Here is a 21,865-nt window from a genome sequence, read left to right as displayed (position 1 = left end):
ACCTGCGGGAAGCAGGCAGGGAGCAGACACATTGGGAGTATTCGCATGCTTCGTACCATGTTCAAGTCCAAGATCCACCGGGCCACCGTCACCCAGGCCGACCTGCACTACGTCGGCTCCGTGACCGTCGACGCCGATCTGCTGGACGCGGCCGACCTGCTGCCCGGGGAGCTCGTCCACATCGTGGACATCACCAACGGGGCGCGGCTGGAGACCTACGTCATCGAAGGGGAGCGCGGGTCCGGGGTCATCGGGATCAACGGCGCCGCCGCGCACCTGGTGCACCCCGGGGACCTGGTCATCCTCATCAGCTACGCGCAGGTCGAGGACGCCGAGGCCCGGGCGCTCAAGCCGCGCGTCGTGCACGTGGACGGTGACAACCGGATCGTCGAACTGGGCGCGGACGCCTCCGCCCCGGTGCCGGGTACGGATCAGCAGCGCAGCCCGCACGCCGTGGCTGTCTGAGGGGAGTCGGGGACATGCCGATCGAGTACAGGGACGACCGCGAGGCCGGACGGCTGCTCGCCGTCGAGGACGGGGCGGTGGTCGGCCACATCGCGTACTTCGTGCTCGCCGACGCGCCGCACGCCCTCGTCGCGGTGCACACCGTCGTCGAGCAGGGCCACGAGGGCCGCGGCATCGCGGGCGGGCTGGTGAAGACCTTCTACGGGATCGCCGCCGCCGAAGGGGTGCCCGTGGTGCCGCTCTGCCCGTACGCGGCGAGCTGGGCCGCGAAGCACCCCGACGAGGCGCCCGAGCCGACTGCCGAGGTCGTGCTGGCGGCCAAGGTCCAGCTGGCCTCGGACACCCGCCTCGGGTGACCGCTCTGCTCCTGCTGCACACCTCACCCGCGCACGTCCCGGTCTTCGACGCCCTGCGCGACCGGAACCATCCGGGGGCCGTACTGCGGCACCTGGTCGCGCCGGAGCTGCTGGACCGGGCCCGCGCGGCAGGGCCGGAGTCGGTGGCTCCGGCCCTGCGGGCGCTGCTCGCCGAAGCCGAAGCCGAAGCCGAAGCCGAAGCCGAGGCCGGAGCCGAGGCCGAAGCCGGGTTCGGGGCTGTGCTGGTGACGTGTTCCACCATCGGGGCGACCGCGGAGTCCCTCGCTCCGGCGCTCGGCGTCCCGGTGCTGCGGGTGGACCGGCCGATGGCGGCCGCCGCGGTGCGCGCGGGCACGCGCATCGCCGTACTGGCCACCGTGGAATCGACGCTCGCCCCGACCCGGGAGCTGCTGGCCGAGGAGGCCGGCGAGCGGCCCGTGTCCATCCGTACGCACCTGGTTGCCGGGGCCTGGGAGCGCTTCGAGGCGGGCGACACGGACGGGTACCTGGCCCGGGTGGCCGAGGCCGTCGGCGCCGTCACCGACGCGGAGGTCATCGTGCTGGCCCAGGCCTCCATGGCCGGGGCCGCGGACCTGGTCACGGGAACGGTCCCGGTTCTCTCCAGCCCGGCTCCGGGCCTGGCCGCGGGCCTGGCTGCAAGCCTGGCGATTCGTTCGGCCCCGTAGGCAGGCATACCCGCCGCAATCGCGGGAAAGTGGCCCCTATGGTGCGAAAGCAAGACGCAGACGCAGAAGAGACGCAGCCGCCCGTCCCGGGCCCCGACCCCGTTCCGGATCCCAGCCCGTTCCCCGACCCCGAGCCCATGCCGCGGCCCGTGCCGCCCGTGCCCGGCCCGGTGCCCGAGCCGGACCCGATCCCGCCGCCGCCGGGGCCCGCGCCGATCCCCCAGCCCGGGCCCCTGAGCTGACCTACGAGCGGACTTCGGAGCGGTCGCCGCTCCAGAGGGTGTGGAACGAGCCCTCGCGGTCGGTCCGCCGGTAGGTGTGCGCCCCGAAGAAGTCCCGCTGCCCCTGGGTGAGGGCCGCGGGGAGCCGCTCCGCGCGCAGCGCGTCGTAGTAGGCCAGTGAGGCCGAGAACGCCGGCACCGGAATGCCCTGGCGCACGGCCTCCACCAGCACGGACCGCCAGCCCTCCTGGTCCGCCGCGATCTCCTCGGCGAACCGCTCGTCCGCCAGCAGGCTCGGCAGCTCGGGCCGGGCGTCGTAGGCCGCCCGGATCCGGTCCAGGAACGCGGCCCGGATGATGCAGCCGCCGCGCCACAGCGAGGCCACCGCGCCCAGGTCCACGTTCCAGCCGTACTCCTCGCTGCCGGCCCGGATCTGGTGGAAGCCCTGGGTGTACGAGACGATCTTCGACGCGTACAGCGCCTGCTCCACCTGCGCGGCGAAGGCCTCCGCCGCCTCCGGCGCGAGCGCGGCGGCGGTCGGCCCCGCGAGCCCGCGAGCGGCCGTACGCAGGTCCGCGTGGCCGGAGACCGCACGGGCGAAGACGGCCTCGGCGATCCCCGACACCGGTACGCCGAGGTCGAGGGCGATCTGCACGGTCCAGCGGCCGGTGCCCTTCTGCTCGGCGGCGTCGGCCACGATGTCGACGAACGGGCGGCCGGTCTCGGCGTCCGTGTGCGCCAGCACCTCCGCCGTGATCTCGATCAGGTACGAGTCCAGGCGCCCGCGGTTCCACTCCCGGAAGGTCTCCGCGATCTTCGCGGGGGAGTAGCCCGCGACCTCGCGCAGCAGGTGGTAGGCCTCGGCGATGAGCTGCATGTCGGCGTACTCGATGCCGTTGTGCACCATCTTGACGAAGTGTCCGGCGCCGTCGGGCCCGATGTGCGAGGTGCACGGCGTCCCGTCGGCGGCCTTCGCCGCGATCTTCTCCAGCAGCGGGCCGAGGGAGGCGTACGACTCCCTCGAGCCGCCCGGCATGATGCTCGGGCCGAGCAGCGCGCCCTCCTCGCCCCCGGAGATGCCCACGCCCACGAAGTGAATGCCCTGCTCGCGCAGTTCCCGCTCCCGGCGCCGGGTGTCCTCGAAGTGCGCGTTGCCGCCGTCGATGATGACGTCGCCCTCCTCCAGGAGCGGGGCGAACTCGCGGATCACGGCATCGGTCGGCTCGCCGGCCTTCACCATGATGACGATGCGGCGGGGGCGCTCCAGCGCGTCGACGAACTCCTTCGCCGACTCGGCCGCCACGAAGGTGCCCTCGTGCCCGAATTCCTTTACTAGCGCCGTGGTCTTGGCGGCGGTGCGGTTGTGGACGGCCACGGTGAATCCGTTGCGGGCGAAGTTGCGTGCGAGGTTGCTGCCCATCACCGCGAGTCCGGTGACGCCGATCTGGGCTGTGCTGGTGCTCATCGTTGCGCTCCTGCGTGCTTCGGTGTGCCTTCGGTGGGCGGGGAACACCGACGCTACCCCCACGCGGACCGGAACGGATCTCCCGGCCGTCGAGACACGGTCAAGTTCCTCTGGCATGCGCCCCGTTGCGCCTCTTGTCATGCCCTGATCGCGACGTTAGGTTGTGCGGTTCCTGATGTCTTCGATGGGGGCTCCCATGGGTGTACGGGGCCGGCACCGCCGGTATCAGCCGAGCAGCATCAACCGGGCCTCGCTGGCCGTCACCGCCGGCGGCGCCGGGATCGCGCTCCCGCTCATGGGCGCCGGAGTGGCCCACGCGGCCTCCGTCGACACCTGGAACAAGGTCGCGGCCTGCGAGTCGACGAACAACTGGCGCATCAACACCGGCAACGGTTACTACGGTGGCCTCCAGTTCAGCCAGAGCACCTGGCGGGCCTTCGGCGGCACCGCCTACGCCCCGCGCGCCGACCTGGCCACCAAGGACCAGCAGATAGCGGTGGCGGAGAAGGTGCTGAGGGGTCAGGGGCCCGGCGCCTGGCCCAACTGCGGGAAGCAGGCCGGGCTCTCGCGCAGCGGACCGGCGCCGGCCGTCACCCCGCGGGCCGAGGCCCCGTCCCAGCCCAAGGCGCAGACCCAGACCCAGACCCAGCGTCAGGCGCAGGTACCGGCGCAGGGCAGCGGTCCCCGCCCGACGGGCACCTCCGTCCTGCCGAACCCGTACGTCGTCGCGCCGGGCGACTCGCTCTCCGCGATCGCCACCGACCGGCGCGTCGAGGGCGGCTGGCAGGCGCTGTACGAGACCAACCGGAGCACCGTCGGGGACAACCCGAACCTGATCTTCCCGGGCCAGCGGCTCACCCTGCGCGTCACCACGGCACCGGCCACGCCACCGCCGCCCCGCCAGGACCCCGAGAAGCCGCCGCGCACCGCCGACCCGGTGAAGCCCGTGGAGCCGGCCGCCGAGAAGCCGGCCGAGAAGCCCGCACCGAAACCGGTCGAGAAGCCCGCCGAAAAACCGGCCGAGAAGCCCGCGCCGCAGCCCGCCTCAGCGCAGCAGAAGCCGGATGCGGGCGGCTTCTCCGCCCCCGTCGACGCCGCCCTCGGCACGGCCTACCGCGTCTCGGGATCCTCCTGGTCCAGCGGCTACCACACGGGCGTCGACTTCCCGGTGGCGACCGGTACCACCGTCAAGTCGGTCGGACCCGGCCAGGTCGTCTCCGCCGGCTGGGCCGGGGCCTACGGCTACCAGGTCGTCATCCGGCACACCGACGGCCGGTACTCCCAGTACGCGCACCTCTCCGCCCTCGGGGTCAAGGCCGGTCAGCAGGTCTCCGGCGGCCAGCGCATCGGCCGTTCCGGCTCGACCGGCAACACCACCGGCCCGCACCTGCACTTCGAGATGCGCACGGGACCCGGCTACGGCTCCGACATCGACCCGCTGAAGTACCTCCGCGGCCACGGGGTCCGCATCTGACCCGCGCACCTGCGAGGGCACGACGGTGAGCAGGATCAGGCCGGCCGCCGCGAGTGCGGCGCTGGCCACGGCCGCCGTCGCGCCCGCGGCCCCGTACCGGAAGCCCTCGTCGAACAGCGTGATGCCGACCGTCGCCGCCACCACCGGGTTGACCACCGTCACGGTGGCCAGCGGCGCGGTCAGTCCCGCGCCGCGGTAGGCGGCCTGCGACAGCAGCAGCCCGAAGGCCGCCAGAACCGCGATCGCCGCGAGGTCGGGCCACAGGCCGGGCAGCGCGCCCGGCCCGAAGGCCTCGGCCACCGATTTGGTGAACACCGAGGCCATGCCGAAGGCCGTACCGGCGGCCGCGGCCAGCTGCACGCTGTGCAGCACCGCGCGGTGCATCCGGTGCGCCGCGAGGAACAGCACCAGCACCGCCCCCGCGGTCACCACGAGCAGCACGCTCCGCTCGCCCCCCGCCAGCGCCTGCTCCGCCCGCCCGCTCCCGCCGGTCAGCGCGAGCAGCCCGGCCAGGCCGACCGTGGTCAGCACCGCCCCGCGCCAGGCGGCCGCACCCGCCCGGCGCCGTACGAACACGGCGGCCATCGGCAGGGCGAAGACGATGGTGAGCGCGCCGAGCGGCTGGACCAGGCTCAGCGGCCCGTAGGCGAGGGCCACCACGTGCAGCAGCGCACCCAGGCCGTTCAGCCCCACCGCCACCCACCAGACTCCCCGGCGCAGCGGGGCGTACCGGCGGTCCGGCGTGCTCGCCGCGACCCGTTCCTGGACGATCGCGCCACCCGCGTACGCCAAGGCGGACACGAGGCACAGCAGGACCGACAGCGCCAGTGCACTCATAAGGTCCACAATGCCCGACCCATCTGCGCTATTCCTCCGCCCACAGGTGGTGATCAGTCATACTCCCGGCGTAGTACGGGAGTACGCAGCGTGGCTGTGAGCGGTGCGGAAAGCGACCCCTATGGTGCCCCGCAGTCACCGAAGCGCCCCGTACGGTGACGCTCCGCTCGCGGTGGGTGAGGGGCCCGTGATCGGGTTTGGCTCCGGGCGCGCGGGATCCGTACAGTTTCCCTTTTGAGGACTTCCGCAGCAGGCGGATGCGGACGAGTGATCAAGGAACGGCAGCGGCAATGACGGTGACCGAAGACAGCCAGGACTACGGGCACGCCTACGGGCCCGGTATCGAACCCGACCGGCTGGCCCTCTGCCTCAGCGTGCTCGACGAGCTGGACAAGCTCGACGTCGACCACCCCGACGCCATCACCGTACGCCGCGCCACCGCCGGCCTCTACCGCACGGTCAAGCAGCGCCGCCGCCAGGAGCGCCGCGCCGCCAAGACCGCCAACGACAAGGCCGTCACCGAGGCCACCGCCACCGGCTCCGCCGAGCGCATCGACGACGAGACCGAGGGCATCCTGCCCTCCTCGGTCACGGAGGCCGGCCGGATCGCCGGGATACTCCAGCGCCCGCGCTCCTGCTACGTCTGCAAGACGCGGTACATCGAGGTCGACTACTTCTACCACCAGCTCTGCCCGGAGTGCGCCGTCGAGAACCGGACCCGGCGGGAGGCCCGCGCCGACCTGACGGGCAAGCGCGCGCTGCTCACCGGCGGCCGGGCCAAGATCGGCATGTACATCGCACTGCGGCTGCTGCGCGACGGCGCCCACACCACGATCACCACGCGCTTCCCCAAGGACGCCATCCGCCGTTTCAAGGCGATGGAGGACTCCGCGGACTGGATGCACCGCCTGGAGGTCGTCGGCATCGACCTGCGCGACCCGGCCCAGGCCGTGGCCCTCGCCGACCAGGTGGCCGGGTCCGGTCCCCTCGACATCCTGATCAACAACGCGACGCAGACCGTGCGCCGCCTGCCCAGCGCCTACGCGGCGCTGGTCGAGGGCGAGGGCGCCCCGCTCCCCGCCGGTGAGCTCCCCGCCCACCACGTCATCGGCGCCTTCAACTCCGGTGCGGTCGACGGCCTGACGGCGCTGCCCGTCGGAGTGAGCGGGCTCGAGGCGCAGAAGGTCGCCGACCTCGCCCTGGTCGCGGGCAACGCCAGCCTGGAGCGGCACCTCGCCGGCACCGCCATCGACGCGGGCGGCCTGCTGCCCGACGTCGTCGAGAGCAACACCTGGGTGCAGACCATCGACCAGATCTCCCCCGTGGAGCTGCTCGAGACCCAGCTGTGCAACTACACGTCGCCGTTCATCCTGATCAGCGCACTGCGGCCGGCCATGGCGGAGGCCGCCCGGAAGGCGGCCAACGGGCGGGCGTACGTCGTGAACGTATCGGCGATGGAGGGTGTCTTCGGCCGCGGCTACAAGGGCGCGGGGCACCCGAACACCAATGCCGCCAAGGCCGCGATGAACATGGTGACGCGGACCAGCGGCCAGGAGATGTTCCAGACCGACCGCATCCTGATGACCTCGGTCGACACCGGCTGGATCACCGACGAGCGCCCGCACTTCGACAAGCTGCGCCTCGCCGAGGAGGGCTTCCACGCCCCGCTCGACCTGGTCGACGGCGCGGCCCGGGTCTACGACCCGATCGTCCGCGGCGAGGCCGGCGAGGACCTGTTCGGTGTCTTCCTCAAGGACTACGCCCCGGCGAACTGGTAGTCCCGGAGCCGCCTCCCCTTCAGGGGCGGCCCCCGACCGGCCTTCTCGACCCCCTCGGCGCACCGAGGGGGTCGAGTGCGTTCCGGGCGGGCCCGACCGGGCGGGCCCCGGCGGCGACCAAGGCCAGCAGGGGCCGCCAGTCCTCCAGCACGCCCGCGTCCAGGTCCGCCGCGGCGGCCGAGTCCCGGGCGTGCCGCAGGGTGGCCACGGCCTCCGCCTCGGCGTCGGGGTCGGCCCCGGAGCCCGGTTCGGCGTCGTGGCGCGCGCCGGTCGCGCCCTCCCCACCGGGGGTGCCCGACAGCCGTAGCAGCCGGGCCACCCGCTCGCCCAGCAACGGGCGGATCGCCTCTGCCGCCACCCCGACGGTAACCGTCCCGTCACTCAGACGGAGCAGCTGCCCGATGTCGTGGAGCAAGCCCGCGAGCTGCAGTTCCTTGTCGAAGGGGTGCGAGCGCCGCAGCAGGGCCGCGGTCCGCAGACCCCGGTCGTCGGGGCCGCCGTGCAGGAGCTCCATCAGCTCCAGCACGCTTGTGACGTACGGCACTTGAGCTTCGGGCACCCCGGACTTCGCCACCGCCGACCCCCTCCGTCACACCCTGCGCGTCCGGGGTCGAGCAGATCACCCGTCACGTGCCCGTAGCCCCACGACTTGCTGAACCAGGAGCGAAAGTAAGAGGGCGCAGCGGATTTTGCCTTCCTATCGAGCGGAGGTCCGCTCATATGTGTACTCTGGGGCATCAAGACGGCCCCCATCCGGGCCGCGCTCCACTAAGGCGCCACCGCGTCCGGAAACCCTTTATCCCTTGCCCGGCTTGCGGTCGCCCGCCGGGTTGCGCGACGCAAAGGAGTGCGCGGTGACTGAAAAGACCAAGCCCGAACCGACGGTCATGGAGCGGACGGCAACCCGGGCGAAGCCCCGGACCGACGAACTCGGAAGCCTTGAGGTCTGGGCCCGATCCGCCCCGATCCGGCTGGCCGGCTACGAGGACGACCTGGCGGAAGCGCACATCCTGCCCGGTATCGACTAGCTCGCAGAGCGGTGCCAAGCGCCCCCGCGTGCCGACGCGCACCGGGGGCGCTGCCCTGCCCGCCGGGGTGTTTCCGAAGCCCCGGTCCGGCCGGGTTCCCCGACCGGCTACGCCCTGAGCGTCATCGCCCAGGGCGATCACCGCTTCCCCCGCCCCACCCGCCCCGGCAGGCTGACGTGCATGAAACTGCTGATGCTGGGTGGTACCGAATTCGTCGGACGCGCGATCACCGAGGACGCCCTGACCCGGGGCTGGGAGGTGACCGTCTTCCACCGCGGGAACCACGCACCCCCGCCGGGCACCTCCGCCCTGCACGGGGACCGCACCGCCCCCGGCGGCCTGGCCGCCCTCGCCGCGGGGGAGTGGGACCTCGTCGTCGACACCTGGGGCGGTGCCCCCACTGCGGTACGCGACAGCGGCCGCCTGCTGCGCGACCGCGTCGGACACTACGCGTACATCTCCAGCCGCTCGGTGTACGCGTACCCCGCCCCCGCCGGCCTCGCCGAGGACGGCCTCCTCGTCGGGGGCTCGCCGGACGCCGGGTCGACCGCCTACGCCGAGGACAAGCGGGGCGCCGAACTCGCTGCCGTGGACGCCTTCGCCGACCGCGCCCTTCTGGTGCGCGCCGGGCTGATCCTGGGCCCGTACGAGAACATCGGCCGGCTGCCGTGGTGGCTGAACCGCACCGCCCGAGGCGGTCCCGTCCTCGCCCCCGGACCGCGCGAACTCCCGCTCCAGTACATCGACGTACGCGACCTCGCGGGCTGGACCCTGGACGCCGCCGCGGCCGGGCTCGGGGGCGCGTACAACCTGGTCTCCCCGGCCGGGCACGCCACGACGGGCACTCTCCTCGACGCCTGCGCCGCCACCACCGGGGGTGGCGCCGACCTGCGCTGGACCGACCCGGCCCGGATCCTGGAGGCGGGCGTGGAGCCCTGGACCGAGCTCCCGATCTGGGTGCCCGAGGGGGAGGCCTACGACCACATGCACGGCGGTGACGTCTCCAGGGCGCTGGCCGCCGGCCTGAAGTGCCGGCCGGTCGAGGAAACCGTGGCCGATACCTGGGCCTGGCTGCGCACGCTCGGCGGCATCGCCCCGCAGCGGCCCGACCGGCCGGCCCCGGGCCTGTCCCCGGAGCGGGAGGCGGCGCTACTCGGGCTCTGAGCGGCGCGCGTCCGCGAGGCGGGTCGGCGGGAGGTACTCGCGCACCAGCGTGCGGTGCCACCAGGCCCCCGTCTCGCGCAGCTCCCGCCAGGTCGTGAACCGGTAGCGGTACAGCAGGGCCCGGACATGGACGGGCGGTGCGTCCGGGAACGGGTTGTCGCGCAGCAGCCGCAACGTGTCCCGGTCGCCCGCCAGCAGCCGCTCCACGAACGGCCCGAACCAGTCCCGCGCGTAGTCGGGGGAGATCGCCGCGAACCACATCAGCCAGTCCAGCCGCAGGTGGTACGGGGCGAACTGGCGCGGGATCCGGTGCGGTTCGCCCGGCTTGCCCTTGAAGCCGTACGCGCGCCAGTCCCCGTCCGCACGCGGCACCCGGTCCGCGGTGCCCTCCACCACCACCTCCATCCGGACCCGGCCGACCGAGCCGAAGGCCCCGTAGGTGTTCACCAGGTGCAGCGCGTCGAAGGAGCGGTTCATCACCTGGCGGCGCGAGACCATGTTGAGCACCGGGTGGCGGCTGAGGAACAGCACGAGGACCGTCACCGCGCACACCAGGACCACGAACCACACCGGAGCCGTACGCGAGGCGGCCGCCGGGGGAGGGCCGGCGATCCCGGTGAAGTCCACGGCCGAGACGGCCAGGGTGATCGTCAGCCAGTTCAGCCAGGCGAAGTTGCCCGACAGCACCAGCCACAGCTGCGTCGCGATGATGATCCCGGCGGCGTACGAGGCCACCGGCTGCGGGGTGAACAGCAGCACCGGGACGACCAGTTGGGTCACGTGGTTGGCCGCGCACTCCACCCGGTGCAGCGGCTTCGGCAGGTGGTGGAAGAACCAGCTCAGCGGCCCCGCCATCGGCTGCGTCTCGTGGTGGAAGTACAGGCAGGTCAGCTTGCGCCAGCAGGAGTCCCCGCGCAGCTTGATCAGTCCGGCCCCGAATTCCACGCGGAAGAGCACCCAGCGCAGCAGCCACAGCACCAGGACGGGGGGTCCGGCCCGTGCGTTGCCGAGGAACACGGCGAGGAAGCCCACCTCCAGCAGCAGCGACTCCCAGCCGAAGGAGTACCAGGTCTGCCCCACGTTCACGATCGAGAGGTAGAGCAGCCACAGCGCGGCCCACATGGCCATGGCCGCAGCCAGCGGCACCTCGTCCCCGGCCCCGGCGGCCAGCGCCGCGGCCAGTGCGGCCCCGCCCCAGGCGCAGCCGGCGAAGAGCCGGTCGGAGTAGCGCAGTTGGAAGAGGCTCGGGGCGCGTCGGAAGGACACGTACCGTACGTAGCGCGGTACGGGCAGCATGCCGTGCGCCCCGATCAGGGCCCGGAACTGCAGGGCGGCCCCGACGAAGGCGACGAGGTAGATCCCGGCCAGGGCCCGCTGGAAGACCAGCCGGGCGAGCCAGTATCCCGGTGCCGTGAACCAGTCCATCGCCTCCAGTATCGGACCGGTCAGCCGGTGGCGGCCAGCCTGCGCAGATGGTGGCCCAGCAGGCGGGCGTAGCGGAGCTGGAGGAAGGGGACGACCGGGCCGGCGAGGCGGGTGTACCAGGTGTTCGGGCGGCTGAAGGCGGTGACCGTGAACCACACCGTGCCGTCCGGGTCCATGTCCACGATGAAGGACTCCTCCCCGCACTCGGGGTGCCCGGCCAGCGTTCCGTAGGCGAAACCGATGCGGGCGGGTTCGTACGCGGTCCAGATCACCTGGCACGGAGCGTCGATCCGCAGCGGACCGAGGCCGATCCCGACGACCACCCGGCTGCCGGGCCGGACCGCGCCGACGTCTGCCTGTACGCGCATCCCCGAGGTCCGGTGGGCGTGGAAGGTGGTGACGGCGGTCCCGGCCCGCTCGAAGACGGCCCGGCCGTGCCCGAGGCGGGTGCGGTGGTGCAGGTGGTTGTAGCCGGCGGGCAGCGGCCGGTGGGCCGTCGCGCCCCGGTCGGGGTAGTTGACGGTGTCCCGGCCGGCGCTGATGAGGCGGGTCATGGCGAGGTCTCCAGTCGATCGGCGTGGGTGCGCGCGGTGGTGGGTGCGGTGGTGGTGGTGGTGGGTGCGGTGGTGGTGCGGTCGGGGGCGGTGGGGGCACCTGGGGTACGGGCGTCGGCGGCCAGCCGGCGCCAGGCGAGCAGTGAGCACAGGGCGAACCCGAGGGCGTTCCCGAGGCCGTGGGTGGCGGCCATCCAGGTCAGGGTGGGGTGCGGGATGCCGGTGGCCTCACCGACCGCCCACCACAGGGCGAGCAGCATGGTGGCCACGAGGACGACGGCCGAGGAGGCGAGCAGGATCCGCGTGGGGCGGTCCCCGGTCGCGGGCCGGATCTCCCGCCAGGTCAGCAGGGCCACGGCCCACATCCCACCGGTCAGGACCACCGCACCCAGCAGTTCGGCCCAGTCGTCGACGAAGTAGCCGAGGAGGACGAGCAGGGTGCCCGCCGGGACGCTGTACGCGGCCCGGCGCGTGAGCCCGCCGGTCCCGGCACGGCCGCCGAGGGTGCGGCACACCAGCCCGGCGACCAGTGCGGCGGTGAACCCGGCGAAGTGGAAGTGGGGCACGGTCAGCGCCAGGATGTCGAGGTCGAAGCCGAAGAGCCGGTACCCGGCGCGCTCTGCCACCAGGGCGGTGGCGGCGACCGCCGGTGAGACCAGGGCGGTGGTGACGGCGATCGTGGGCGGGTCGAGGGGGCGGGCCCGCAGCAGCCGGACCGGCGCGCGGACCGCGAGCGCCAGGCAGGCCACCGCGTACAGCGCGGCGAGCGCCGTGGCGGGCGTTCCGCGCGGCAGCCACAGGGACAGGGCTCCGGGGGCGGCTGCGAGCGGCCAGAGCCGGGCCGTCCGCAGGAACCGGTCAGGGTCGATGAGCCGCAGGCCGGCCGGGAGGACGTGGAGCATGCCCAGGGTGACGATCACGTTCACCAGTGCCGTCACCCTGAACTCCCCCGATGCGCTGCGGTCGACCGCCTTGAACGTGTTCAACTCGCGGTGGTGAGCCTACGACGTTCCTTGAACATGTTCAAGATGTGTTCCGGTTGCGGCTCTCGCGTGGATGGGGCAGACAAGAGGGAGAAATCGGGGCGAAAAGGGAGAATTAAGTGAACGGACCGTCACTTCCGACACCTCGTCAGGCGTCGCGTCGTCATGCACCCGCAGGCGCCGCCCTCTTCGCCCTCCTCGGCCTTCTCGCCGCGGCGTGCGGCAGCCCGGAGGAGCCGAAGGGGGCCGCCGGAGCGGAGAGCCAGGAGGTCTATCTCCAGCCGGTCGCCTCCGCCGGCCCCGACCCCTTCACCCCCTCCTCGGCCACCGCCGAGTCGGCCCCCGTGCAACCCCCGCTCCCCAACGCGACCGGCCAGGGCATCCGCACCGTCAACGCGGCCACCCCCGGCCTGTACGGCGGCACCCAGCGGCTCGGCAGCTGCGACGTGGAACAGCAGGTGCGCTTCCTGACCGCCGACGACGCCAAGGCACGGGCCTTCGCCGAGGCCTCCAACATCGAAGCGGCCAAGATCCCCGAGTTCCTGCGCGGTCTCACCCCCGTCGTCCTGCGCGCCGACACCCGGGTCACCAACCACGCCTTCCGCGACGGCGGCGCCGACGGCTTCCAGTCCGTCCTCCAGGCCGGCACCGCCGTCCTCGTGGACGAGCACGGCATGCCCCGGGTGCGCTGCGGCTGCGGAAACCCGCTGGCCTCCCCGCGCGCCGCCAAGGGATCCCCGGTGCACAAGGGCGACCCCTGGAGCGGCTACCAGGCCAACCAGGTCGTCGTCATCGAACCCACCACGCACGTGATCAACAACCTGGTCATCGTCAACATCGCCGACAACACCTGGATCGAGCGCAAACGGGGGGACGACGGCGCCCAGGACCGGCCGCCGAAGGCCCTGCCCGCCTTCGACCCGGCCGCCGGCATCCCCGACGGGCCCCTCACTCCGCCCGGGACCACGACCGGCGACCCCTGCCGGAGCCAGGCCGCACCCGTTGCGCCGAACGCAGCGCCGGGGCCGGTCCCCGGAGAGACGGACTGCCCGGCAGATCCGCAGGCCCCGCCGAGCTCCCCCGGCCAGACCCGGCCGCAGAACCCGGAAGTGCCCTCGAACCCCACCGCCCGGCCGCAGCAGCAGCCGCCCTCCGGCACCCTCCCTGCGGACCCCGAGTCCGGCATGCCGCCGCTGGACCCGGGCGAGCCGGGGTACCCGATGGAGCCCGACGGATCGGCCCCGCTGCCGAACGATTCCGTAGATCCCTACAATCCGGACATGCCGTCCGACCCCTCCACCCCCTACAACCCGTCCGACCCGTACGCGGACCCGGACCTGCAGCCGCAGCCGCAGCCCGCGGACGAGGGGGCCGCGCTGGAGAGCGCCTGACCGGCCCGTGTGTCATGGTGGATCGGTGCCGACCACCGTATCGCTGCCGGACGACTGGCCCGCACACCCGGACCGGTCGCTGTCGCTGAACCGCATGGGCAGTTTCGACTGGGACCTGGTCACCGGTCTCATGCACATGGACGAAGCCGCCCTCGACGTCTTCGACACGACCCCCGACGAGTACGACGGCCGGCCGGCATCGCTCAGCCCGCGCGTCCCTTCCACGGAGGGGCACCGCCTCGACGCCCTCGTCGCCTCCGCCCTCAAGAGCGGCGAGGACAGCTACGGCGCCTACTTCCGCATCCGCTGCCACGACGGCCGGCTGCGCTGGACGCACACCCAGGGCCGCGTCATGCGCAGCCGGGACGGCCGCCCGTACCGGATCATCGGCATCGTCCGGGACGCCACCGACGAGCTCAGCCACTCGGCGGAGCGGCTCGGCCTGGACGAGGAGCGGCGCCGCCAGACATCGGTGGTGGAGTCCACCACCGCCGCCCTCGCGCACGCCCGCACCGTGCGGGACGTCATCGACGTCATCGGCGACGCCCACGGCCTGGAACGGCTCGGCTCGATGGGCATGGTGATGGGCCTCGTCGAGGCCGGGCGGATCCACCTCGTCGCCGAGGGCCCGGAGGACAGCTTCGTCCCCGGCACCCGCTACACCCGCATCGACGAGCAGTACCCGATGAGCGAGGTCGTCCGCTCGCTGGAGCCGCGCTTCCTGAACTCGGCGCAGGAGTTCGCCCGGGACTACCCCGGGCTCTGGGCGAAGATCTCGTACATGCGGATCTCGGCGGCCGCCTACCTGCCGCTCATCGCCCAGGCCCGCCCGATCGGCGCGATCGGACTGCTCTACCAGGACAAGGACGGCTTCACCCAGGAGGAACGCAACCTGCTCGTCGCCCTGGGCAGCAGCATCGCGCAGAGCCTCCAGCGGGCCATGCTGCTGGAACAGGAGCACGACCTCGCGGAGAGCCTGCAGCAGGCCATGCTGCCGCGCCGGATCCCGTCGGTGTCCGGCGGGGAGATCGCCGTACGCTACCGCTCCGCCCGGATGGGCCGGGACATCGGCGGCGACTGGTACGACGTCATCCCGCTGCCCGGCGGCCGGGTCGGCGCGGTCATCGGCGACGTCCAGGGCCACGACACGCACGCGGCGGCGGTCATGGGCCAGCTGCGGATCGTGCTGCGCGCGTACGCCGCCGAGGGGCACTCGCCCGGCACGGTCATGGCGCGGGCCTCCGTCTTCCTGCACGAGCTGGACACCGACCGGTTCGCGACGTGCACGTACGTGGAGGCGGACCTCTCGACGGGCGTGCTCCAGCTGGTACGGGCCGGCCACATCGACCCGCTGCTGCGCACCCGCGACGGGGACTGCCACCGGCTGCCGGTGAGCGGCGGGATGCCGCTCGGCCTCTCGGCGGAGTTCGGCCGCCTGGAGTATCCGGTGACCACGGTGGAACTGGATCCGGGCGAAACGCTCCTGCTGTGCACGGACGGCCTGGTGGAACAGCCCGGCGCCGACCTGGACGACGGGATCCAGCTCCTCGGCTCCCACGTCCGCGGCGGACCGGCGGACCCGCAACTCCTGGCGGACCTGCTGGTCGAGCTCGCCGACGAACGCGGCGGGGACGACGACATGGCGCTGCTCCTGCTGCGCCGCCAGGTGGTGGCCGCCCCGGAGGGCGGCGGCCGCCTCCAGCAGCACGTGGCACCGGGCGACCCGGAGGCCCTGGTGGCCGCCCGGCACATGATCGGGGCGGCGGTGCGCGCGTGGGGCGCGCGGGAACGGGCCGACGAGATCGAACTGGTCGCGGACGAACTGATCGTGAACGCCCTGATGCACACCGACGGCCCGGCGATCGTGACCCTACGGGTCCTGGCGGGCCCCCAGCGCAGACTCCGGGTGGAGGTCGAGGACCGCTCCAGCGCCCTGCCGCGCCGCCGTGAGGCGGGCGAGTCGGGCGTCTCGGGCCGCGGCCTGATGCTGGTGGACCGCCTGGCGGACGTCTGGGGCGTGGAGCCCCGGGGCGGTGGCAAGTGCGTCTGGTGCGAATTCATCATGGGCTGACCCGAGGCCCCGGCCCGCGGGGGATCCGCTTCGGGGCGGCCTACAGGGTCGGCGTCGGCTGCCGTGCCGGGTCGCCGGGACCGGACCGGGGCCCCGGATGGGGGAGCGGGGCCGGGCGAAACTTGCGGCCGCGTTGCGGTGCCGTGCTCCGTCGGCACCTGCCGGGCACCACGCTGTGCGAGGGGCACCCGGCGCGTCGAACCGCTCGGCGGGGGGCGCCGAGTCGGGCGGGGGCGGGCCCGTCATCGACGAGCGGTACGCGGTGATTGCCCGTACCTGACCCCCGTGGCGGCTTTTCGTCCCCGATCGGCCGAAGAACTCCTGGCTCCTACACGCAACCGCCGGGTGGAATGGCCGTGCGCCGCCCGACAGGGCGCTACGCACCGTCGCTCACCCCGCGGCCGCCCACCGGCGCCGCGGCCGACGACCAGGAGCCAGGACTTGCACCGCACCTCTCGCCTCCGCACCTCACTCCTCTCCCTCGCCGCCGTACTGGCCGCCGCCATGACGGCAGCCGCGCCGGCCACTGCCGCACCCGCCGCCGCACCGGTCACCGCACCCGCGTCCGCCGCCGACGTCGGCCCCGTCGTGGTCTACCTGACCGGTATGGGCGGCGGCCCCCGGAACATCGCCGAGGCCGCCGCCCGGGACCACCTCGCCCGGCAGGCCGCCGAGCTCGGCTTCGCCGGCTCCCAGTGCCGGGTGACGGAGGGGCCGATCTTCCAGTACGTGACCGGCAACTACTACAACGCCATGATCAAGGCCACCTGCAGCGGTGATCCCGCGGTGAGCACCCCGACCCGCACCCTCAACCGCCTGATCGGGCCGAACGGCGAGCACATCAGCACCGTCTGGAACGTCCCGCCGGGCTACCGCGTCGAGGGCGGCCTCGGCCGGCTCTACACGAGCCCCCGCGAGGGGACGGTGCCGCTCTACCACTGCGTCGTCCGCAAGGACAACTTCCTCTCCGGCGACGTGAACTGCGAGGGCCAGACCTATGTCTCCCGGCTCGGCTGGTTCTACCCGGGCCAGCCGGCCGACGTGGGCAGCGCGCCGCTGATGCGCTGCATGGTCGGCAAGCAGCGGGAGTTCTTCGAGTCCAACGCCACGAACTGCGAGGGCCAGACCTCCGGCGGCCAGCTCGGCTGGATCTTCACCGGCTGATCCGACCACGACGCCCCGAGGCCCCCCGCCGCCCCACCGCTTCGGAAAGTCCGTTGCGGGCGCGGCGGGGGTCCGTGAGGATCGGGGGCGATGACCAACGCCATAGATGAAGTACGCCGATTCCTGAAGAAGGACGACCTTCCCGGAGCGGTACGGTCCCTGCGGCCGCACGCCGAGACGGCGCCGGTCCCCGAACTCGCCAAGGCCGCCCGGGCCCTGGCCGACGCCGCCGGGTTCAAGGACCTGGCCGGCGCCGCCAAGGCCGCCGCCAAGCGGCCCGGCGAGCCCCAGGCCCTCTACGACTTCGGCTACGCCTGCGTCGAGCGCGGCGTCGCCTTCCTCGCCGTCGCACCGCTGCGCGAGGCGCTCCGGCTGCTCCCCGACTCGCGGCCGCTCCTCGCCGAGCTGGTGTCCGCCCTGGAGGACGAGAACCGGCACACCGAGGCCGCCGCGCTGCTCTCCGGCCGGGGCGGGGAACTGCCCGCCTGGCCCGAGACGTACCTCCTCGTGCACCACACCCTGCTGGCCGGCGATCTGGACACCGCCGAGCGCGTCGGCCGCGGTCTGCCCGCCCCCGAGGACCCGCAGTGGTCGGGCGCCCACGACCGCCAGGTCCGCCGACTGGCCCGCACCGGCCGGGCCCGCCGGGCCCGGAGCGCGGCCGGCCATGCCGATCCGCTCGGCCGCACCGACCTGCGCGGCTGGCACTACGGCCTCACCGGCGGCCTCCTGGGCACCCTCTCCCCGTACGGCTGGGACGCCGGGATGACCGGCCGGTACGCCTACCTCGGGGACACCCACGAACAGTGCCGCCACGGCCTGGCCCGCCTGGCGCTCGCCCTGGAGGCCGCCGGGCGCCGGCCCGCCACGGTCTCGCTGCTGCCCGGCCGGTCCGACCGGATCCTCGGGCTCGCCGCGGCCCGGGTGCTGGAGCTGCCCGCCGTACCGTACGAGCCCGCCCGTACGGACACCCTCGTCGTCGCGTACGACCTGAACGCGGCCGATCCGGACCTCGTACGCACCCTGCACGCGCGAGCCGACGGGCAGATCCTGTCCGAGCACGCCACCTGCTGGACCGATCCGCCCGCGGTGAGCGCGGACTTCAGCACACTGCTGTGCCAGTTCGCCTCCCCGCCCTGGAAGGACGACCAGCGGCCCGAGGAGGAGATCGCCCTGGACATCGCCGCGGCCGCCGCCGGCCCGGACGAGGGTGACGGCGCCACCCCGCCCGACCCGGACGGGGCCTTCCGGGACTTCGCGGCCGCCGTCGCCGCCGACTGGCTCACGGCACCGCGCGACCGCGTCGCCTCACCCGGGCCGGTGCCCAGCTCGCGCTTCGCCTGAGGCGGCGGCAGGCTGGGACCATGCCGGAGCTGCCCGAGGTCGAGGCCCTGCGGGAGTACCTCGACGAGCACCTCACCGGGCGGGTGGTCGAGAGCGTCCTCCCGCTCGCCGTGAGCGTGCTCAAGACCTACGACCCGCCGCTCACCGCCCTCGAAGGGCAGCCGGCCGGGACCACCGCCCGGTACGGCAAGTTCCTGGCCGTGCCGGTCGGTGAGCTCCACCTCGTCACGCACCTGGCCCGGGCCGGCTGGCTGCGCTGGCAGGACACCCTGCCCGCGCAGCCGCCGCGCCCCGGCAAGGGGCCGCTCGCGCTGCGCGTCTCCCTCGTGGGCGGCGGAGGCTTCGACCTCACCGAGGCCGGGACCCAGAAGCGCCTCGCCGTGTACGTGGTCCACGACCCGCAGGAGGTGCCCGGCATCACCCGCCTCGGCCCGGATCCGCTCGCCGAGGGCTTCGACCGGGACGCCTTCGCCGCGCTGCTCGCGGGGGAGCGGCGCCAGATCAAGGGCGTGCTGCGGGACCAGAGCGTGATCGCGGGCATCGGCAACGCGTACAGCGACGAGATCCTGCACGCGGCGAGGGTCTCGCCGTTCAAGCTCGCCGCGTCCTTCACCGAGGAGCAGCTCACCCAGCTCTACGACGCCGTACAGGGCACCTTGCGCGAGGCGGTCGGCCGGGCCCACGGGGTGGCCGCCGGAAAGCTCAAGGCGGAGAAGAGGAGCGGACTGCGGGTGCACGGCCGGGCCGGGGAGCCGTGTCCGGTGTGCGGGGACACCGTCCGCTCGGTGTCCTTCGCCGATTCCTCGCTCCAGTACTGCCCCACCTGCCAGACTGGCGGCAAGCCGCTCGCCGACCGGAGGCTCTCGCGCCTCCTCAAATAGGCGGGCGCTGCGTAGACTCCCGCACCATGGCCGAGGAGCAGCAGCAGTCGCCGCCCCGGCGCGAGATCGTCACCGGGGTCCCCCGGGGCACCCGCCGCCGGGCGCCCGCGCACACTCCCGCCCGCTCGGAGATCTCCGAGCAGACCACCCTCGGGGCCACCTACGTACGGGCCCTCATGCGCAGCCAACTGCGCGCGGCGCTGGGCGCACTGGCCGCGCTCGTGTCCCTGGTGGGGTCCCTGCCGCTGGTGTTCGCGCTGTCGCACGACGCGTCGGGGCCGCTGATCTGGGTGGCGCTCGGCCTGCTGGTCTACCCGGTGATGTGGATCGTGGCCCGGTGGTACGTCACCCGGGCGGAGCGCAACGAGGCCGCTTTCACCGGCTTGGTGATGGATCCGGCCGACCGGGCCCCCTAGGCGTATTGACCAGCAGGGTTGTTGACGCGGCTGATGGGTGGGTGTCCCGTCCGGGGTGCGGGGGCCGGCGATCTGCGGCTGCGTTCCGTGTGGGTGCCAGTGATCGGAAGCGTTGCTGCAGGCGGGCACGCGGGCGGGGCCCGAGCGCCCCGCCCGCGTGCCCGCCGGGACGGTGTGTCAGACCATGGCGAGCCGGTCCACCAACAGCTCCACCCTCGGCTCGGCGTCCTCGGGCAGCAGGCGGCCCGCTCGGGTCAGGGTCGCCAGGCCGTGCAGCGCCGCCCAGAACACCTCGGTGAACATCCCCGGGTTGACGCCGTCTCCGGCGACCTCGGCGAGGCACTCGAACAGGGCGGCGAAAGCGTCCTTCAGCGGCTCGGGGGTGTCCTCCTGCGCGTACGCCAGGCCGCCGTCGAGCTGGAACAGGGCGTCGTAGACCGCCGGGTTGTGCTCGGCGAAGTCGAGGTAGGCGCGGGCGAGGGCGGCGACCCGCTCGCGCGGGCCGTTCGCTCTGGAGGCCGCGGCACGCACCGCCGCTGCCATCTCGGCGGCGCCTTCCAGGGCTACGGCGCCGATGATCTCGCGCTTGCCGCGGAAGTGGCTGTAGAGGACGGGCTGGCTGTATTCGATGCGCTCGGCGAGCCGGCGGGTGGTGACTGCGTCCCAGCCCTGCTGCTCGGCGAGTTCGCGGGCCGTCGCCACGATGAGGCGCTCGCGCTCCGCCCGTTCGCGCTCCTTGCGTTCCTGTACTGACATGAATCGATCCTAGCATCGCTAGACAACCGAGCGGCAGTAGTACTAGCGTTGCCTCATCACCAAGCAGCGCTAGCTCGGAGGGATCGTCATGCTCAGCACACTCGAGGTCGTCACCACCGTCGTCGTCGGCCTGATGGTGGGGGTGGAGTTCTCCGTCGCCTTCATCATGAACCGGATCCTGGACGCGCTCCCCGAGGACAGCGGCCAGCTCGGTCACGCCCACGGAGGCCGGATGCTCGGCGCCCTGATGCCGTTCTGGTACATCGGCTCGATCGTCCTCAGCGCGATCTGGGCCGTTGCCGGATGGCACCACCAAGGCGCCGGACTCGTCGTCACCGCCGCCGGGCTGCTGATCCTCAGCGTGGTCATGTCGATCCTGCTGCTCGTCCCGATCAACAACCGGAACAAGACCTGGACCCCCGAGAACCGGCCCGCCGACTGGAAGGAGCAGCTGCACCGCTGGAACCGCTTCCACTACATCCGCGTCGCCGTCATCGTCGCCGCGTTCACCCTGCTGGTCGCCGCCCTCGCATGATACCGCCGCTGCCCCGACCTGCACTGGTTCGCCCCTGTATGTCGACGGCTTCTGCCCCGTCAGGGTGGAATGCGGCTGCCGGTCAGATCCCACACTTGCGATCCCGGCAAGCTGCGCCTCTCGATCGGCCGCGTCCACGCGGCCTGATCGGGCCCCTCACGACTCGGCAGGCTCCAGGAAGCTCACCAAACTGACGAAGACTCGTACGGAGAAGGACAATGTCGCTGAAGAAGATCAACACCGCCCTGGCCGCCGCCTTCATCCTCTTCATCCTCTGGTTCGGGACGGAGTACATTCTGAGCCCGGAGACGACGGCGCCGGGATACGGCCTGCCGAGCTGGCCGTCCGGCGACGGCGACGGCTTCCTGATCATCAAGGGAATCCGCGACGTCGTCCTGGCCCTGGTTCTGGGCATCCTGCTGGTGACGGGTCACCGCCGGGCGCTGGGCTGGGTGCTGCTGATGGAAGCACTCGCCGCGTACGGTGACATGGTCAACGTGCTGGCCCACCACGGCTCCGTGGCCACGGCGCTCGGCGTCCACTGCCTGACCGCGACACTGATGGTGGTCAACGGCCTGCTGATCCTGCGCGAGACCCGCAACGTCGCGGCCGCTCCGGGAACGCCCGCCCCGCAGCCCGCCCAGCGCGGATCGGGCCGTGGCCAATCCATGGGCTTGGCCCCCGTTCCTGGCCCTGACCCGGTAGACCGTCGTGCGTGACGCGCGCAACTGACCGACGAAGAGTCGGAGTTCATCGAGCCTCACCTGCCGATCGGCGAGTACGGCCGTACCTCAAGACCTGCGGCAGCAGTTCGAGGGCGAGGTCCTCACCGCCCCGGACAGCTACCTCGCCGGCCCATACCGGCGCGACT

At 73.0% G+C, this 21,865-nt stretch carries 20 protein-coding genes and 2 pseudogenes; 15 read left to right on the top strand and 7 right to left on the bottom strand.

The window, feature by feature from the left end:
* Nucleotides 1-45: 45 nt before the first annotated feature.
* From panD to OG373_RS07150, 3 genes are read left to right on the top strand one after another with little or no spacing between them, the layout of a single operon-like run.
* Entirely contained in the window at nt 46-465 is a 420-nt protein-coding gene (panD, locus tag OG373_RS07160; protein ID WP_397729428.1) for an aspartate 1-decarboxylase, read from the top strand.
* Between the two features lie 14 nt (nt 466-479).
* Nucleotides 480-821 (top strand): GNAT family N-acetyltransferase, encoded by a 342-nt coding sequence (locus tag OG373_RS07155; protein WP_405436778.1) that lies wholly within the window; start codon nt 480-482, stop codon nt 819-821.
* On the top strand, nt 818-1,507 hold the full coding sequence (locus OG373_RS07150) for an aspartate/glutamate racemase family protein (RefSeq protein WP_405436776.1): 690 nt from the start codon (nt 818-820) through the stop codon (nt 1,505-1,507). Before OG373_RS07155 ends, OG373_RS07150 begins: the two co-directional genes overlap by 4 nt.
* A 243-nt stretch (nt 1,508-1,750) precedes the next feature.
* Here OG373_RS07150 and gndA read toward each other — a convergent pair whose 3' ends face one another.
* A complete protein-coding gene (gene gndA / locus OG373_RS07145; protein ID WP_405436775.1) occupies nt 1,751-3,193 on the bottom strand; it encodes an NADP-dependent phosphogluconate dehydrogenase in 1,443 nt (480 codons plus the stop codon).
* Nucleotides 3,194-3,389: 196 nt separating this feature from the next.
* Here gndA and OG373_RS07140 point away from each other — a divergent pair, with 196 nt between their 5' ends.
* The gene (locus OG373_RS07140) at nt 3,390-4,667 is read left to right on the top strand and encodes a transglycosylase family protein (protein ID WP_405436773.1); all 1,278 of its coding nucleotides are present in this window, start codon (nt 3,390-3,392) and stop codon (nt 4,665-4,667) included.
* Nucleotides 4,668-4,769: 102 nt separating this feature from the next.
* Here the strand turns inward: OG373_RS07140 and OG373_RS07135 are convergent.
* Nucleotides 4,770-5,504: pseudogene (locus OG373_RS07135) on the bottom strand (DMT family transporter); the annotation flags it as partial.
* Nucleotides 5,505-5,794: 290 nt separating this feature from the next.
* Between OG373_RS07135 and OG373_RS07130 the strand changes: the two are divergent.
* Nucleotides 5,795-7,282, top strand: a complete 1,488-nt coding sequence (locus tag OG373_RS07130; protein ID WP_405436772.1) for an SDR family NAD(P)-dependent oxidoreductase — start codon at nt 5,795-5,797, stop codon at nt 7,280-7,282.
* A 19-nt stretch (nt 7,283-7,301) separates the two neighbouring features.
* Here the strand turns inward: OG373_RS07130 and OG373_RS07125 are convergent, their stop codons facing one another.
* A complete protein-coding gene (locus OG373_RS07125; RefSeq protein WP_405436770.1) occupies nt 7,302-7,826 on the bottom strand; it encodes a metal-dependent phosphohydrolase in 525 nt (174 codons plus the stop codon).
* Nucleotides 7,827-8,136: 310 nt separating this feature from the next.
* On the opposite strand from OG373_RS07125, the gene OG373_RS07120 reads away from it, so the two are divergent.
* Together OG373_RS07120 and OG373_RS07115 are read left to right on the top strand one after the other, a co-directional pair.
* A complete protein-coding gene (locus tag OG373_RS07120) occupies nt 8,137-8,310 on the top strand; it encodes a hypothetical protein (RefSeq protein WP_189969287.1) in 174 nt (57 codons plus the stop codon).
* A gap of 180 nt (nt 8,311-8,490) precedes the next feature.
* A complete protein-coding gene (locus OG373_RS07115) occupies nt 8,491-9,474 on the top strand; it encodes a reductase (RefSeq protein ID WP_405436768.1) in 984 nt (327 codons plus the stop codon).
* On the opposite strand, the gene OG373_RS07110 is transcribed toward OG373_RS07115, so the two are convergent.
* The 3 genes from OG373_RS07110 to OG373_RS07100 are packed head-to-tail and all read right to left on the bottom strand — an operon-like array spanning nt 9,460 to nt 12,391.
* A complete protein-coding gene (locus OG373_RS07110) occupies nt 9,460-10,899 on the bottom strand; it encodes a lipase maturation factor family protein (RefSeq protein WP_405436766.1) in 1,440 nt (479 codons plus the stop codon). The genes OG373_RS07115 and OG373_RS07110 overlap by 15 nt on opposite strands.
* Before the next feature lie 20 nt (nt 10,900-10,919).
* A complete protein-coding gene (locus OG373_RS07105; RefSeq protein ID WP_405436764.1) occupies nt 10,920-11,453 on the bottom strand; it encodes a DUF1990 family protein in 534 nt (177 codons plus the stop codon).
* Nucleotides 11,450-12,391, bottom strand: a complete 942-nt coding sequence (locus OG373_RS07100; protein WP_405443966.1) for a YndJ family protein — start codon at nt 12,389-12,391, stop codon at nt 11,450-11,452. The genes OG373_RS07105 and OG373_RS07100 overlap by 4 nt, the downstream gene beginning before the upstream one ends.
* 164 nt (nt 12,392-12,555) lie before the next feature.
* Here OG373_RS07100 and OG373_RS07095 point away from each other — a divergent pair, with 164 nt between their 5' ends.
* The 6 genes from OG373_RS07095 (at nt 12,556) to OG373_RS07070 (ending at nt 19,703) form a co-directional block, all read left to right on the top strand.
* Nucleotides 12,556-13,827, top strand: coding sequence for a DUF6777 domain-containing protein (locus OG373_RS07095; protein WP_405436763.1), 1,272 nt, complete (start codon nt 12,556-12,558; stop codon nt 13,825-13,827).
* Between the two features lie 7 nt (nt 13,828-13,834).
* Nucleotides 13,835-15,898 carry a SpoIIE family protein phosphatase gene (locus tag OG373_RS07090; protein ID WP_405436761.1) on the top strand — a complete coding sequence of 688 codons (2,064 nt, stop codon included), beginning with the start codon at nt 13,835-13,837 and terminating at the stop codon, nt 15,896-15,898.
* Between the two features lie 441 nt (nt 15,899-16,339).
* Nucleotides 16,340-17,062, top strand: a complete 723-nt coding sequence (locus OG373_RS07085; RefSeq protein ID WP_405436759.1) for a hypothetical protein — start codon at nt 16,340-16,342, stop codon at nt 17,060-17,062.
* Nucleotides 17,063-17,152: 90 nt separating this feature from the next.
* Complete coding sequence (locus OG373_RS07080) at nt 17,153-18,406, top strand: hypothetical protein (RefSeq protein WP_405436757.1); 1,254 nt, start codon at nt 17,153-17,155, stop codon at nt 18,404-18,406.
* A gap of 20 nt (nt 18,407-18,426) precedes the next feature.
* On the top strand, nt 18,427-19,287 hold the full coding sequence (locus OG373_RS07075; protein ID WP_405436755.1) for an Fpg/Nei family DNA glycosylase: 861 nt from the start codon (nt 18,427-18,429) through the stop codon (nt 19,285-19,287).
* Nucleotides 19,288-19,313: 26 nt separating this feature from the next.
* Nucleotides 19,314-19,703: a hypothetical protein gene (locus tag OG373_RS07070; RefSeq protein WP_397729410.1), complete on the top strand. Its 390-nt coding sequence runs from the start codon at nt 19,314-19,316 to the stop codon at nt 19,701-19,703.
* A gap of 177 nt (nt 19,704-19,880) precedes the next feature.
* Here OG373_RS07070 and OG373_RS07065 read toward each other — a convergent pair whose 3' ends face one another.
* Nucleotides 19,881-20,459, bottom strand: a complete 579-nt coding sequence (locus OG373_RS07065) for a TetR/AcrR family transcriptional regulator (RefSeq protein WP_405436753.1) — start codon at nt 20,457-20,459, stop codon at nt 19,881-19,883.
* 88 nt (nt 20,460-20,547) lie between these two features.
* On the opposite strand from OG373_RS07065, the gene OG373_RS07060 reads away from it, so the two are divergent.
* Nucleotides 20,548-20,994, top strand: a complete 447-nt coding sequence (locus OG373_RS07060; protein WP_405436751.1) for an anthrone oxygenase family protein — start codon at nt 20,548-20,550, stop codon at nt 20,992-20,994.
* A 218-nt stretch (nt 20,995-21,212) separates the two neighbouring features.
* Nucleotides 21,213-21,635 (top strand): annotated as a pseudogene (locus OG373_RS07055) (DUF4267 domain-containing protein); the annotation flags it as partial.
* Nucleotides 21,636-21,865: the final 230 nt, after the last annotated feature.

This window comes from Streptomyces avidinii, from assembly GCF_045161815.1.
GTDB classification, from domain to species: domain Bacteria; phylum Actinomycetota; class Actinomycetes; order Streptomycetales; family Streptomycetaceae; genus Streptomyces; species Streptomyces avidinii.
This window is presented reverse-complemented; position numbering and strand designations above follow the sequence as displayed.